The 12,777-nt window shown below is 44.8% G+C and carries 15 protein-coding genes; 4 read left to right on the top strand and 11 right to left on the bottom strand.

Translation table 11 applies throughout. The annotated features are described in order from the left end of the window. The first annotated feature begins 349 nt into the window (after positions 1-349). Positions 350-553, top strand: a complete 204-nt coding sequence (locus tag QT987_RS28610) for a hypothetical protein (RefSeq protein ID WP_333246786.1) — start codon at positions 350-352, stop codon at positions 551-553. 226 nt (positions 554-779) lie between these two features. Here the strand turns inward: QT987_RS28610 and QT987_RS28615 are convergent, their stop codons facing one another. Next, complete coding sequence (locus QT987_RS28615; protein WP_333246788.1) at positions 780-2,069, bottom strand: glucose-1-phosphate adenylyltransferase; 1,290 nt, start codon at positions 2,067-2,069, stop codon at positions 780-782. Between the two features lie 766 nt (positions 2,070-2,835). Between QT987_RS28615 and QT987_RS28620 the strand changes: the two genes are divergently transcribed. After that, a complete protein-coding gene (locus QT987_RS28620) occupies positions 2,836-4,302 on the top strand; it encodes a glycoside hydrolase family 13 protein (RefSeq protein ID WP_333246790.1) in 1,467 nt (488 codons plus the stop codon). A 154-nt stretch (positions 4,303-4,456) separates the two neighbouring features. On the opposite strand, the gene QT987_RS28625 is transcribed toward QT987_RS28620, so the two are convergent. Further along, positions 4,457-4,621 (bottom strand): hypothetical protein, encoded by a 165-nt coding sequence (locus QT987_RS28625; protein WP_333057750.1) that lies wholly within the window; start codon positions 4,619-4,621, stop codon positions 4,457-4,459. Positions 4,622-4,786: 165 nt separating this feature from the next. After that, positions 4,787-5,212, bottom strand: a complete 426-nt coding sequence (locus QT987_RS28630; RefSeq protein WP_333246809.1) for a DUF2358 domain-containing protein — start codon at positions 5,210-5,212, stop codon at positions 4,787-4,789. 58 nt (positions 5,213-5,270) lie between these two features. Here QT987_RS28630 and QT987_RS28635 point away from each other — a divergent pair, with 58 nt between their 5' ends. Next, the gene (locus tag QT987_RS28635; RefSeq protein WP_333246792.1) at positions 5,271-5,843 is read left to right on the top strand and encodes a hypothetical protein; all 573 of its coding nucleotides are present in this window, start codon (positions 5,271-5,273) and stop codon (positions 5,841-5,843) included. 130 nt (positions 5,844-5,973) lie between these two features. On the opposite strand, the gene QT987_RS28640 is transcribed toward QT987_RS28635, so the two are convergent. Beyond that, the gene (locus QT987_RS28640; protein WP_333246794.1) at positions 5,974-6,516 is read right to left on the bottom strand and encodes an REP-associated tyrosine transposase; all 543 of its coding nucleotides are present in this window, start codon (positions 6,514-6,516) and stop codon (positions 5,974-5,976) included. A 249-nt stretch (positions 6,517-6,765) separates the two neighbouring features. Continuing rightward, positions 6,766-7,947 carry a histidinol-phosphate transaminase gene (locus tag QT987_RS28645; RefSeq protein ID WP_333246796.1) on the bottom strand — a complete coding sequence of 394 codons (1,182 nt, stop codon included), beginning with the start codon at positions 7,945-7,947 and terminating at the stop codon, positions 6,766-6,768. 183 nt (positions 7,948-8,130) lie between these two features. Between QT987_RS28645 and QT987_RS28650 the strand changes: the two genes are divergently transcribed. After that, positions 8,131-8,412, top strand: a complete 282-nt coding sequence (locus QT987_RS28650) for a WGxxGxxG family protein (protein WP_333246798.1) — start codon at positions 8,131-8,133, stop codon at positions 8,410-8,412. Positions 8,413-8,571: 159 nt separating this feature from the next. On the opposite strand, the gene QT987_RS28655 is transcribed toward QT987_RS28650, so the two are convergent. From QT987_RS28655 to QT987_RS28680, 6 genes are all read right to left on the bottom strand, one after another. Further along, on the bottom strand, positions 8,572-9,279 hold the full coding sequence (locus tag QT987_RS28655; RefSeq protein WP_333246800.1) for an ROK family protein: 708 nt from the start codon (positions 9,277-9,279) through the stop codon (positions 8,572-8,574). A gap of 32 nt (positions 9,280-9,311) precedes the next feature. Next, complete coding sequence (locus QT987_RS28660) at positions 9,312-10,007, bottom strand: YqiA/YcfP family alpha/beta fold hydrolase (protein WP_333246802.1); 696 nt, start codon at positions 10,005-10,007, stop codon at positions 9,312-9,314. Between the two features lie 101 nt (positions 10,008-10,108). Beyond that, on the bottom strand, positions 10,109-10,594 hold the full coding sequence (locus QT987_RS28665; protein ID WP_333246803.1) for a Spy/CpxP family protein refolding chaperone: 486 nt from the start codon (positions 10,592-10,594) through the stop codon (positions 10,109-10,111). A 19-nt stretch (positions 10,595-10,613) separates the two neighbouring features. Further along, a complete protein-coding gene (locus QT987_RS28670; RefSeq protein WP_333246805.1) occupies positions 10,614-11,060 on the bottom strand; it encodes a hypothetical protein in 447 nt (148 codons plus the stop codon). Further along, on the bottom strand, positions 11,057-11,647 hold the full coding sequence (locus QT987_RS28675) for a sigma-70 family RNA polymerase sigma factor (RefSeq protein WP_333246811.1): 591 nt from the start codon (positions 11,645-11,647) through the stop codon (positions 11,057-11,059). The genes QT987_RS28670 and QT987_RS28675 overlap by 4 nt, the downstream gene beginning before the upstream one ends. 300 nt (positions 11,648-11,947) lie before the next feature. Continuing rightward, positions 11,948-12,484 carry an opioid growth factor receptor-related protein gene (locus tag QT987_RS28680; protein ID WP_333246807.1) on the bottom strand — a complete coding sequence of 179 codons (537 nt, stop codon included), beginning with the start codon at positions 12,482-12,484 and terminating at the stop codon, positions 11,948-11,950. Positions 12,485-12,777 lie beyond the last annotated feature (293 nt).

Here is a 12,777-nt window from a genome sequence, read left to right on the forward strand (position 1 = left end):
CCCGTCCTTTTTGGACGGGCGGGACGCCCATCCCACTTTCAAGAGTGAAAGTTATTTAATTCTCATTCCTTAGCAGGTTTTCATCAGCAAGTTCGGTCAAATCTGGTTTCTAAATTGTGACTATATAATACCCTAAATTGCGCCGTTCTTCCACAAAATTCCTAGATATTTTTTATTCACCCCAGATCCGTCCTATAAAATTTTATTTTTACAACCTCTGAATAGATTTAAATCCAACTAATATAACATAATTTCTTTGCTGTCTGTTAGCTAAATCACACATTTTTATAAAACATTAAGATAGAATAGTATAGCGATAAGCTTTTAACGCTACTAGGGTGCTAACATTATGAATTATTTGCTAAGTTGGCCTTGTGGCTGCTGCGACGATTGGAAAGATAGTTCCGAGAGTGCTGTGGTACTCAGAAACGGGCAGCGCATTTGTCAGTCGTGCTACCAGCGCAAATACAAGAATCAGAAGCTATTCGCTAGACGCAGGCGATCGGACATATCTGTATCGCGGCAGACAGTAACAGATACTGTCGCTTATTAATAATGCGCGAGCATTGGAATAAAGCCAAGTATTTCGACAAACTCGCATCAGCGGTGGGAATTAATAATCAACAAAAAAAAGAATGAATTTCGTCATCAGTCATCAGTCATCGGTCATTGGTGATCTGTCACTAATTTACTTATTTATCATCAGTCACTTGAAAAGCAGGTAACAGATTTTAACTTAAAAAACTAATGACTGACGACTAATGACTAATGACTAATAACTAAATGATAGTTCCATCAGGAATCGTGGCATTTTTCAGGACTACGATAATGCCGCTGCGGATGTAAAAACCTTGGTTTTCACGGTTGGCTTCTTCCACTCCGTCTTTATTAATTATTTGAACATTGCGGCCGATGCGGGCATTTTTATCCACAATCGCGCGGCGAATTGTAGTATCTGCACCGATACCGAGGGCGACGCCGCCGTTGTCCAAACTCGAATGCCGTTCGGCGTCGGGTTCGTAGAAGTCAGCACCCATTACCAGGGTGTCTTGAATTGTACATCCAGCTTCAATGCGCGATCGAACTCCCAACACAGAATGGTCGATCCGGCACTGTTTGAGAATGCAGCCTTCAGCAATAATCGATTCAGTCACGTGAGTATCTAAAAGCTTAGTCGGCGGCAAGAAACGCGGGCGAGTATAAATCGGCGCATTTTCATCGTAGAAACTGAAAGGCGGCTGAGGCTGTTTGGTCAGAGCCAAGTTAGCATCGTAAAAAGCCTCAATGGTTCCGATATCTTCCCAATAATCGTCAAACAAATAAGCTTGAACGTTGTGGTCTTTTGCATTATTCGGAATAATCTCTTTACCAAAATCAGTTTGGTTGGGAGATTCTTTCAGAAGTTTAATCAGAACTTCTTTTTTGAAGACGTAAATCCCCATCGAAGCAATGTAAGGACTTTCCTGAGCCTGCTGCGCTGTCAGTCCCAGTTTAGTAGTATCCACCTGCATTTGTTTGAGCGCATCGCCTTTTGGCTTTTCGCTGAAAGAAACAATGCGGCCGCTGTCGTCGATTTTCATCAAACCAAAATCCGAGGCCCGCTTCTCGTCCATTGGCAACACCGAGAGGGTGATATCGGCGTTGGTTTCGCGGTGTCTCTGCACAAACTTCTGGTAGTCCATGCGATAGAGGTGATCGCCCGAAAGAATCAAGTATTCGTCAACGTCCCACTCTTCTAGCAGCCAGAGATATTGGCGAACTGCGTCGGCTGTCCCTTGAAACCAGTTGGGGTTTTCCTGAGTTTGCTGGGCGGCGAGCACCTCGGCAAATCCCTCGGTGAAGCCGGAAAACTGGTAGGTGCGAGCGATGTGACGATTCAGGGATGCCGAGTTGAATTGCGTGAGGACGTAGATTTTGACTATTTCCGAGTTGATGCAGTTGCTGAGAGGAATATCGATGAGGCGATATTTGCCTGCGAGGGGAACTGCGGGTTTGGCTCGCAATTTGGTTAGGGGGTAAAGGCGGGTGCCTACACCGCCACCGAGGATGATGGCTAAAACTTTTTTCAAGGAACTTTCTCCCTAGGGTCGATTAACTCTCCAAGTACAGTGTCGGATGGTGAGGGCTTCTTGACAAGGGGGGGGAGCAAGGAAGTTTTGAGTTTTGAGTTAGGAGTTGAGTCGCTTACCCACAAACCGGGTTGTTTAATCCCAATACTTCTTCAAACCCTCAATAAGAGTTATAAAACCCGGTTTAGAAGAGTTGGATTGTGTGCGGGGCTGGAGTTAGGGGTTTTGAGTGGTGAGTTAAAATACCCCTCAATCAATAATGGATATTTAAAAAAGTTGGGAGTTGTGAGTTAAAACACCCTTCAATAAATAAAGGCAGTTTAAGGAAAGAATAAGGTTCGGGGTTTTGGCTGTTAATAACAAGTTTTTTGGGTAAATTCCCGGTTTTCACAATTTCTCGATCGAGGCTCATGGCGCTATTGTTCTTTTTCAAGGCCGGTCGATCGCACCACCACGGGCGCTGACGCTGTTTATAGGCCCTTCCTCGCGATCGGGTTCTGCTGGAATTTGATCGGGTTCTTTTGGCTGGCGCTCCTGTTATCTGAGTTTGTCCGACTCCACACCAGTCAGAAAGCGCCGCCCGCCGGGACGATAAATTTCTTCTAGGTAGAGTCAGTTTTCCATCTTAGATTGACTGCAAATTTGTGTAATATTTTACAATTTGTCGATCGACAAAATGGGATAAAATGTCTATTCTCTACCAAAAGTTAGATCCGCTAGAAACATCTGCTACTGTAGCCTAAGCCGTAAAAGCTAGAAAAAGTGTATGCAAATTCAAACGCCGGACTGGGTTAAAAACGCCGTATTCTACCAAATATTCCCCGATCGCTTCGCCAAAAGCAAACAGCCCCGCAAACGCATGCTGCAAAACTTCATGTGGGAAGAATGGCACGCAATCCCCACCCTGCAAGGCTACAAAGGGGGGGACTTGTGGGGCGTGATGGAACAGCTAGACTACTTGCAAGACTTAGGCATTAACGCAATTTACTTCACCCCCATATTTCAGTCGGCCAGCAATCACCGCTACCACACCCACGACTACTATCAAGTCGATCCGATGTTGGGTGGCAATCCAGCTTTTAAAGAGCTTCTAGACGCAGCTCACGATCGCAACATCAAAATCGTCCTCGACGGCGTATTCAACCACGCCAGCCGCGGCTTTTTCTTCTTCCACGACATCCTCGAAAACGGCCCCGGTTCTCCTTGGCTCGATTGGTTTAAAATTGAAGGCTGGCCGTTATCTGCCTACGACGGCAATTTTCCTGCTAATTATGCCGGTTGGGATGGGAATCGAGCCCTTCCTGTATTCAATCACGAGAATCCAGAAGTGCGAGAATACATCATGGAAATCGCCGAATATTGGATTAAATTCGGCGTCGATGGCTGGCGGCTGGACGTTCCTTTTGAAATTAAAACCCCGGGATTTTGGCAGGAATTTCGAGACCGAGTTAAAGCAGTTAATCCCGAAGCTTACATTGTGGGCGAAGTTTGGGAAGATGCGACAGAATGGCTCGACGGTACTCAATTTGACGGGGTGATGAATTATCTTTTTGCTGCACCGACTATTGCTTTTGCAGCGGGGGACAGGGTTGATTTAACTCAAATTGAAGGCCGTGCTTACCATCCCTATCCGCCGCTTTTTGCTAAAGAGTACGGCGACAAAATTCAGCAGGTTTTGGAAATGTACCCGTGGCCCATACAGCTAACTCAACTTAATTTGTTGGCCAGTCACGATACTGCGAGGTTGTTAACAATTGCAGGAGGCGATAAAGCTAGTGTCGAACTCGCAACTTTGCTGCTGTTAACTTTTCCGGGAGCTCCTAGCATTTACTACGGCGATGAAGTTGGTTTGCCCGGTGCTCTCGATCCCGATTCTCGCCGCAGTTTTCCCTTACAAGCTCGCTGGGAACTTGATGTTTTAGATTATCACAAGCAGTTGATAGCTTTGCGTCACAAATACGCTGCCCTCCGCACTGGTTCGTACCAAGTTCTGTTTGCTGAGGGAACGGTTTACGTTTTTGCCAGAATTTTGGGGGATGAGGAAATAGTTGTTGCTGTCAATGTCGCGACCGAAGAAGCTAATATTAGCTTTGAGCCAGCTAGTTTGAAATCTCCTCACGATAAATTGCTGTTCGGTAAAGGCGAGTTTGTTTGGAAAGGTGACGGGGAAACTCGCCTTTTAGAATTGATGCTGCCGGCGCGATCGGCATTGATTTTAGGTTCTGATAATTAGTTCAGCAATTACGCAAGTGTCACGATCCAATCGACTTGTAGGGTGCGTCAGACCGATTGATGGACAGATGATCGAGGGTTTGGGATCTGACCCACCTTACTAATTGTGACACTTGCGTAAGTTCTCTAGTTTAAAATGTAAGGTGCGCCCATAATCACCCTACTAAATCTAGAGATGCCGCAAGTTTGATTATGCTGCAAGCAATGCTGGTATAAGGTGCCGGTGTTTGCAATAAATCTAACAAACCAGCCGCTTCAATAACAGTCACGGGTGTTTTGAAAGAGTCTGCATTGGTGGCAGTCTGGACAATATCAGCCATGAGATTTTTCAGGAGTGCAAATAGCAGAAAATCCATCAACGGCGACAATCATTTTAGCAATTTACAAATAGCAAAAAATGAATCGGAGGGATGATGATTATTTTAGCCATTATAAGTTAATTCGGTTGCCGACCCGGATGGCTCGGCGCGATCGACCTTTTTGGCTTATACTTGGCTTCCCTCCTCCCCCTTGCGGAAAAACTGCTTGAAAATCTCTCCGGGTTCTCTGTCCCAGGTGTCGATATGTTCGTAAATTAAGCCGTCTTTGTCCAGTTTATAAGTAGAGTAGCCGTTAAAAAAAATCCGAGCTTTCCAGGGAACCCGCAGTGTGCCGCGAACAGTCCAATTTGCCACAATACTATCATGGGCTGTCTGACCTACGTCGTGCAGGTCGAAGAAAATCTCGTTAAAGAATAGCTGCCCGTGAAATCGCAGAGTCCAAAAGATAATGCGATAGTTAATTTTTCCTTTAAATTTGTTAACAGGGTCTTGAAAATAAACATCTTTTGTGTAGATGTCGTAGGAGATGTCTTTTTCAAAAAGCGTCGGGAGATCCGCTTTCAGGGTGTCTACTGCTTGTTCTACCTGCATTTGATATTCGATCGCACTCAAACGACCACCTTGTGACAGTATTAATTTATGACTTTAAATGAATAATCTCGATCAGCAGCGGGAGGAGAAAAAAATTGATACTTCAACCAGCTCTAATCTTACCTCTAATTATATTGTCCGCCTCGGCTTTTCTGCTGACCCGGACTTGCGAAATCGAAACCTTGGCACAGATTTGACAGAACACCCCCACTCCTCTGACATTCTCGCAGAAATCAACAGCGGTAAGCTGTTGATGGTAGATAGCCGTCGCCGGAACGGCCTAATTTTGATTAAACGTTTCCACGCGGAGTTTGCCGGGCCTGGGGCTGCCGTTGGGGGCGCTTTTGATGTTGACTCTGTGCAGGCGATTCCCGTGGGCGATTTTTGTTTGGTTTGCCCTCACTCTCCCCAAGAAATACAGAAAGCTTTGGGAATTCGGCGGCAGTGGGTGCGGTTAATGGAACAGTTAACGGCAAAGCCTACAGCTTTGGAACGCGCACAAATGGTTTTAACTCAGTTTGAACAATATTTGGATTCGGAAACGGTGGCACAAATTCCCGATGAAGCTTTGGCACTTTTAGTAGGCGTATTTCCCCAAACCATTCGGGCGGCGCGACAAATTGATAATTAAAAATGTTATTACATCATTTTAGCCGTAGGTTGGGTTGAGGAACGAAACCCAACACAACCGATGTTGATGTTGGGTTTCCATTATCGTTCCAACCCAACCTACGCAAGATTTGTTGCCAAATTAATATTCATTATTCCTGACCAACTTCATTGTCCCATTCAATCAGAACATTCGCGCCCCAATCCCTTGAATAAGAACCATCCTGCACATAGCGATGAAAACTGGAATATTCCCAATCCCGTGGTGCGGCAACTAATCCATGCTTGACCGGATTATAATGAATGTAATCCACATGATTGGCAAAATCCACTTCATCTCTAATTTGATGCTCCCAAAACCGCCTCTGCCAGATAGCTTGCTCACCTTTTTTCAAACGAGACACTGAACGATTTTGTTTATATTGCTCAGGACAATTACGACTGAAATAATTCTTGATCAATCGCCAGCGACTTGAAAAATTAGCATCTTGAGCGGGCAGCGTCCAAATACAATGGAGATGGTCGGGTAAAACAACAATAGCATCAATTGTAAAGGGAAATCTAGCTATAACATTGCGTAATGCAGCGCGAAGCAACTCTACCATTTCGGGGTCAGAAAATAAGCGTTGGCGCTGATAGGTAACAATAGTAAAAAAGTAGGTAGCTCCGGGACTTTTTAGACGACGATACTGCATGGGCTAAGCACTCATTTTTATAATGTAGGTTGGGTTGAGGCACGAAACCCAACATTCTGTATAAGCCGTGGAGTTGAGGAATGAAACCCAACATTATTAATAAATTGGGTGTTGGGTTTTGCTATCGCTCAACCCAACCTACAGAATGCCAGCTTACTTAATAGTGTAGGTTGGGTTGAGGCACGAAACCCAACACTCTATGTAATTTGATTAATTTCGCTGATTCGACACCATTTTTAAGGAGTTTTGTCAATTCAAAATCGCTGCGATTCGATCGACTGTTCGCTGATTTTCCTCCGGGCTACCCACCGTAATTCGCAAACCTCCTCCAGTATGCCTAATTAAAGTACCCCGCTCTTTTAGCTGCTGCATGATTTGTTTGTGTTCCTGTTCAGCAGATTCGCCCTCAGCGGCTTTCACCCGCAGGTAAACGAAGTTAGCCGCACTCGGCCAAACTTGCAATTTTTGATGCTGAGTTAGCGCTGCAATTAATTTGGCTCTTTCTGATAGAGTTTCGGGAATAGTTGCTAGCAATAACTGGCGCTGCGCTAAGGCTAACTCGGCGGCCGTTTGCGAGAAACTGGGAAGGTTGTAGGGGAGGCGGATTTTTTCTAAGGCGGCTGTGAGTTCGGGATGGGCGATCGCATATCCGACTCTCATTGATGCTAGTCGAAATGCTTTGGAAAATGTCCGCAAAATTATCCAATTCGGGTGATGGTGCAATTGGTCTGCTAAAGTATTTTGGCTGAATTCAAAATAAGCTTCGTCAATTACTACTAATATCTCTTCGGGTAAAGTTGACAACCATTCTATTTCATCTGGTGTCAAAGCATTGGCTGTGGGCGAATTGGGGTGAACGACAAAGACGGCGCGCACGGGGGGATTTTGATTTTGGGCTATCGCCCTTTTAGCCGCCTCGATATCGATTTCAAAAGTCTCCTCTTTTCGCTGAGCACTGACAACGGGAATGCCGAGGGTTTGGGCGATTATTCCATACATCGAAAAGGTGGGATTCGCAACGAAAATAGAGCCTGTACCGCCTAAGCAAGTAGCTATTAAGATGGATCTAATTAGTTCGTCGGAACCGTTGCCCACAGAAATATTGTCGGCTGTAATGGCGGTTTTTGGCACTGTAACCCCCCCTAGCCCCCCCTTGTTAAGGGGGGGGACATTTAGGGATTCATTGACGTATTGGGCGAGCGCCTCTTTGAGCGCTGCGTGCCCTCCGTCGGGATAGCGATTTGTCTCAATTAACTGCTGGTAAGTCCAAGCTAGCTTTTTTTTTAATTCTTCTGGCAAGTCGTAGGGGCATTCGTTGGTATCGAGGCGATCGATCGCACTTTCCGAGTGCGCTGGTTCTCCTGATGTGCCGCCCGGATGGGGAGTGTATGCGGTAAGTTCGGCTAACTCTTTTCGGATAAAGGGAAGCATGGTATAATTTACGACTTTTTATTTTAGATTATCTGCTTAGAAGCATCTGAACTTAGCATAGAGCTTGTTCTATCTCGAAAGCAAGAGGAGAGAAGGAATTGAGTTTCTGTCGATCGATTGATGCGTCGGCTGCGGCCAAGTGATTATTCTTAGAAAGTAACTGCTAATAGGTGGAAACCAAGTATGAAACTCAAGACTTCCGATATATCTAAAAATGTCGCCGCTACCCTCATAGCTTTGAGTGTGGCGATTCTCCCTTCAGCGCCGGCCTGGGCTCAAACGGACTCAGCTCCGGCACAGAACAATACTGATTCTAATCGAGTTATTCTAGACACCACTCCCTTTCAAGAAAGCAAGCGCGACAATAATCATTGGGGTGCTTTGGGTTTGTTGGGCATCCTCGGTTTGGCGAATCTCTTTCGCAAGGATGAACCCAAACGCTACCGCGATCCGATGGGCGAATAATTTTTTAAACTGCCATCCCACAAGCCAAAAAACCAAATCAACCGTCGTGGATTCAGAAACCGGGTTTTTTACCGAAAGACTGGATTATTGCCTTTAATCCGAGTAACAAATCCGGTTTCTTTGATATATTTGGGTATTTTGGCCACAAAGTTTGTTTATTCAATCCCGCCACAAAGCAATGCCGCCCAATAAACCGCTCACATTTGGTACTATTTTAACCTGCGGCGGTAACTCAAAAACTATCTTTTTAGTATTGCCGCCGCCGATGTAAATGCGATCGCAGTTAAAGAGATTTTGCAGATAGGTGAGCGCTTTTTCCAAACGGCGATTCCATCTTTTGGAACCGACTGTATCTAATGCCGATCGCCCTAATTGCTGTTCATAAGTTTCCCCTTTGCGAAACGGGTGATGCCCTAATTCTAGATTTGGCACCAATATACCATCGACAAATAAGGCAGAACCGAAACCGGTGCCCAGGGTAATTACTAATTCTACCCCCGTCCCAGCCATTGCTCCCAATCCTTGAATATCGGCATCGTTAGCCACTCGCACAGGTTTCCCCAAGCGATCTTTAAGGGTAGTTTCTAGGTCAAAATCTATCCAAGACGGATCTAAATTCACTGCGGTTTTGATGACGCCTAGACGCACGACGCCGGGAAAACCGACGGATACTCGGTCAAATTCCCCTTGTCCGCTTGCTAAAGAGGCGATCGCCTCTAATACGGGTTCTGGTTTTGGTGGTTGAGGCGTTTCTAAACGGCTGCGTTCCGTTTGGGGCTCGCCTTCATTGTCCAAAACCATAACTTTGATGCCACTTCCGCCAATGTCAACGGCTAAGGTGCGAGTCGATCGATCTTGTTGAGTCATTTGATTGTTAAGACTTGCAAGTTGGTCAAATTTTAATTTTTGAATTGGCAAAACTTTTGAATCGCTTCCCAAATTTCCGCTAGGACATTTCCCAAAGAATGATCGTCTTCTAATTCGATTAATTGCACCCAGGGACGGTTAGCGGCAAAATCTCTGCTAGCTTGAATCGGTATTATTGTATCATGCTGGCCGTGAAGGATTAACGTAGGGACTGACCGCATTAATTTTTCTTCAGGGTATTGAGCCATATCTGCCAAAAACTGATAATTCAGCGGCAGATAACCTTGTTCGCCGTAGTGGTAAACGGGCAAATATTTCTCCGACTGCCACTTTTCTAACTGTTGCTGTCCCAACAGCGGCAGCCAGTGGGAGATAAATTGAAAAGCCGGTGCTAACAAAACTATTTGTTTTACTGACAATTGTCGCTGGGCCAACCAAGCCGCTGTCAGCCCCCCAAAACTAGACCCAATTATTGTAACTCCCCCTAATTGTTCCTTGTCTGCCGATGGGGAGGATATCGAATTAGGGGTTTGCAAAAATTCTGTTTCTATTTGCTGCAACTGGCGGGTGAGGGTGAGACCGGAAAAATCGTTTTGATTGAGATCGGGAGTTTTTAGGTCAATTTCTAGGGACGAAAAGCAATCTCGGAAATATCTTGCCTTAAGGGAATCGGGACTTGATGCAAATCCGTGTAAATAAATGTAACTCGAATGGTTTTTTAAATTCATTCAGTAATTGATATTTAACAACAAATATTAATTATAACACCCACAGCCCCGACTTCTTAAAGAAGTCGGGGCTCTAATAAGCCGTGAACAAAATGGCACTATTACTGCGGTTTTTGACGGTTTTGCATCCGGTTTTTAGCATTTTGTCGGCGCTGCTGCATCAGTTGAGCGAATTGGCTGCGCTGTTCAGGCGTGAGCACTTCTCGCAATGCGAGTGTATTTTCAAATTGCACCTCTTCAAACTGCTGTCTCAATCCCATTATTTGACGGTGTTTTTCACGAATTTCGCTGGCATTTGCCGTGCCGGACATCATCGTGTCCAATTCTTGTCGGGCTTGGCGAACTGCTTGCATTCGCTGGGAAAGTTGGTCTTTGTAGCGATCGCGCACGGCCTGCATTTTCTGCTTTTGGTCTGCGCTTAAATTAAGTTTCTCGAACATCCCACCTTCCATGCCAGCGGGTCGATTTGGACGCTGATTTTGGGCAATTGTTTCCGGTTCTAAAGGATTAGGAACTGCTATTGCTGCGGCTGTGCTGCCGAGAGTCAGCATTAAAACGGCTAGGGCAGAAATACGACGAATTGACATGAAAATTACCTCTTTGATATTACTTATTTGTTGGCGGTTCGCTTTCCGAGGAAACAGGGAAATTCAACCAGTCTGTTGGCGGGCGATCGGTCATATTTTCTTGAGGAGAGTCATGGAGTACACCCTCCCAGTTAGTCACTAAAAATGCTTCTAACTTAGCTGTTTCCTCATCTGGTAATTGTGCAGTCTCAAACGGACGGTAGCCAGACCAAAAAAGTAGCAGGCTAGCAGCAATCGCAGACGACACACCCCACTTAGAAACAGATGATATTTTTAACCTGTCATGAGACTTAGGTGACGTAGTTCCTCGCCTTTTTTCCCGGTGTTTTTCATTAAGAAGGCTCGCCTGATTAGTTTCTATTGCTGCTAGAATTTTTTGCTCTAAATCTGGTGCAGATTCAGGAATATTGGCGCGATGTTGCTTCAAGAAATTAACTAACTCTTGGTCGCTGCTTGGGTTATTCATAGCTCGATGACACCTTCTTTTTGCAAAAATTGCCGCACAGCATTTCGGGCATAAAACACGCGAGATTTGACAGTTCCCGCAGGCAGTCCCAAAATTTGGGCTACTTCTTTTTGCGGGATGTCTTCTAAGTCGTGCAGCACCAAAACGCTGCGGTGTTCAAAGCTCAATTGCTCCAGTCCGCGCTGCACTAAATCTTGATAGTGCAACTGCATCAAGTCCGATGTGTTATCTTTGAGAATAACCCGATCCATTGTTTCTTGATTTTTGAGTTGGGAGTCAAAAGAATGCTGTTTAGCAAATGCTTGTCTTTGGTCGGAAGCCACATTCCAAGTGATTCGATAAAGCCAAGTAGAAAAGTTTTCCTGGTGCTTCAGTTTGGGCAATCCTTTCCAGACTCGCAGGAATACTTCTTGTGCTAAATCGTCAAGAAGCGAGGGGCCGCATAGTTGGTAAAGGGTTGACCTGACTTTGTGTTGGTAGCGTTGGTAAAGGTAGCGAAAGCAAGTGCGATCGCCCTTTAAACATTGAGCAACTAAGTCCGAGTCGGAACAGTCATCGATTAAAACATTGGCTGACACAGCTAACACCTGTGAAGTCTCCCCCACCAGTTCGTTATCTGAAGTGTTTAGACAGGGCGATCGCGAAAAAGGTTCAAATCATTTAAAATTTTATTTTGAGCATGAATCCGCTTGGGGTGTAAAAATGCACCAATGTCAGTAACAGGCTTTCCGGCCTGTTCCACAAAAATTAAATAAATTTTCTTGTGGGGAGTAAAGGTTGGGCTTCTAGCCCGCCCCTAACAGGCAAGAGACCTGTTCCACAAAACTCAATTTTATTGTGGAACGGGCCGAAGAGCCCGTTCTTAACAATAATGCAAGATGTGAGTTCTAACGATTTACAGCATTTTTCCAATAAGTATAAGTTTCTAAACCAATACTTTTTTGGTCTTCATTATAGATATCATCTAAACATTTGAAAAGAGCCAAAGCATATTTTTTTAATCCCAACTCTGTTAAACTTGTGAGAATCCTAGTCAGCCGCAAATAGTTGTGATTAAATTTTTCTATCCACTGTCTTTTTCTTGACAAATATTCTGCAGATTTGGCAATTACAATTTCTGCGTTTTCCCCTTCGCGGCATTCCAACCCGTAAAACGCCAGCATGACTTTTAGAGATTTGAATAAGCGACTTCTCAACTCTTCACTTGTTCTAAAAGCTTGAATCACCTCATCATTTAAAGTTGGAGCACTGGAATTAAAGCGACTCTTTTCTCTCAGCGGAAACAGCCATTGAATGTAATTGTGCACGGATTCCAGCTTCTGGTAATCCCACGACCAAATATCCTCGATCGCCCGGCCTTGTGAATCAGGCTGCTGACCGAGATAGAATGCTAAAATTTTGTTTTGTTTGGTTGAATCACTCATTAATCTGCTATAAAAAAAATCAGAAGGTTAATCTTCAGTCGGTTAAAACTGAGATGTTACACCAATATAAATAAAGGAATTTATCGCGGGGTGGGGGCGGGTTTTTGAGTCTTTGGGTATCTCTTTAAGCTATTGGTGAACCCGCCCCTACAGATTTTTAAGAATGTTGTTCTTCAGTCAGTTTTAACTCACATCTTGCACCATTCGCAATTACCTGTAGATACTGTCTTGACCTGTCAAGGGGTAGCAGTCAAATAATTGGGGTCGAAAGGCTTTTGGGATTTTAAAATCCC

The organism is Microcoleus sp. SVA1B4, from assembly GCF_036700545.1.
Taxonomy (GTDB): domain Bacteria; phylum Cyanobacteriota; class Cyanobacteriia; order Cyanobacteriales; family Microcoleaceae; genus Microcoleus.

Coding starts and splice junctions, on each gene's coding strand:
- QT987_RS28610 (WP_333246786.1), top strand. CDS start 350: ATGAATTATTTGCTAAGTTGGCCTTGTGGCTGCTGCGACGATTGGAAA.
- QT987_RS28620 (WP_333246790.1), top strand. CDS start 2,836: ATGCAAATTCAAACGCCGGACTGGGTTAAAAACGCCGTATTCTACCAA.
- QT987_RS28625 (WP_333057750.1), bottom strand. CDS start 4,621: ATGGCTGATATTGTCCAGACTGCCACCAATGCAGACTCTTTCAAAACA.
- QT987_RS28630 (WP_333246809.1), bottom strand. CDS start 5,212: ATGCAGGTAGAACAAGCAGTAGACACCCTGAAAGCGGATCTCCCGACG.
- QT987_RS28635 (WP_333246792.1), top strand. CDS start 5,271: ATGAATAATCTCGATCAGCAGCGGGAGGAGAAAAAAATTGATACTTCA.
- QT987_RS28640 (WP_333246794.1), bottom strand. CDS start 6,516: ATGCAGTATCGTCGTCTAAAAAGTCCCGGAGCTACCTACTTTTTTACT.
- QT987_RS28645 (WP_333246796.1), bottom strand. CDS start 7,947: ATGCTTCCCTTTATCCGAAAAGAGTTAGCCGAACTTACCGCATACACT.
- QT987_RS28650 (WP_333246798.1), top strand. CDS start 8,131: ATGAAACTCAAGACTTCCGATATATCTAAAAATGTCGCCGCTACCCTC.
- QT987_RS28655 (WP_333246800.1), bottom strand. CDS start 9,279: ATGACTCAACAAGATCGATCGACTCGCACCTTAGCCGTTGACATTGGC.
- QT987_RS28660 (WP_333246802.1), bottom strand. CDS start 10,007: ATGAATTTAAAAAACCATTCGAGTTACATTTATTTACACGGATTTGCA.
- QT987_RS28665 (WP_333246803.1), bottom strand. CDS start 10,594: ATGTCAATTCGTCGTATTTCTGCCCTAGCCGTTTTAATGCTGACTCTC.
- QT987_RS28670 (WP_333246805.1), bottom strand. CDS start 11,060: ATGAATAACCCAAGCAGCGACCAAGAGTTAGTTAATTTCTTGAAGCAA.
- QT987_RS28680 (WP_333246807.1), bottom strand. CDS start 12,484: ATGAGTGATTCAACCAAACAAAACAAAATTTTAGCATTCTATCTCGGT.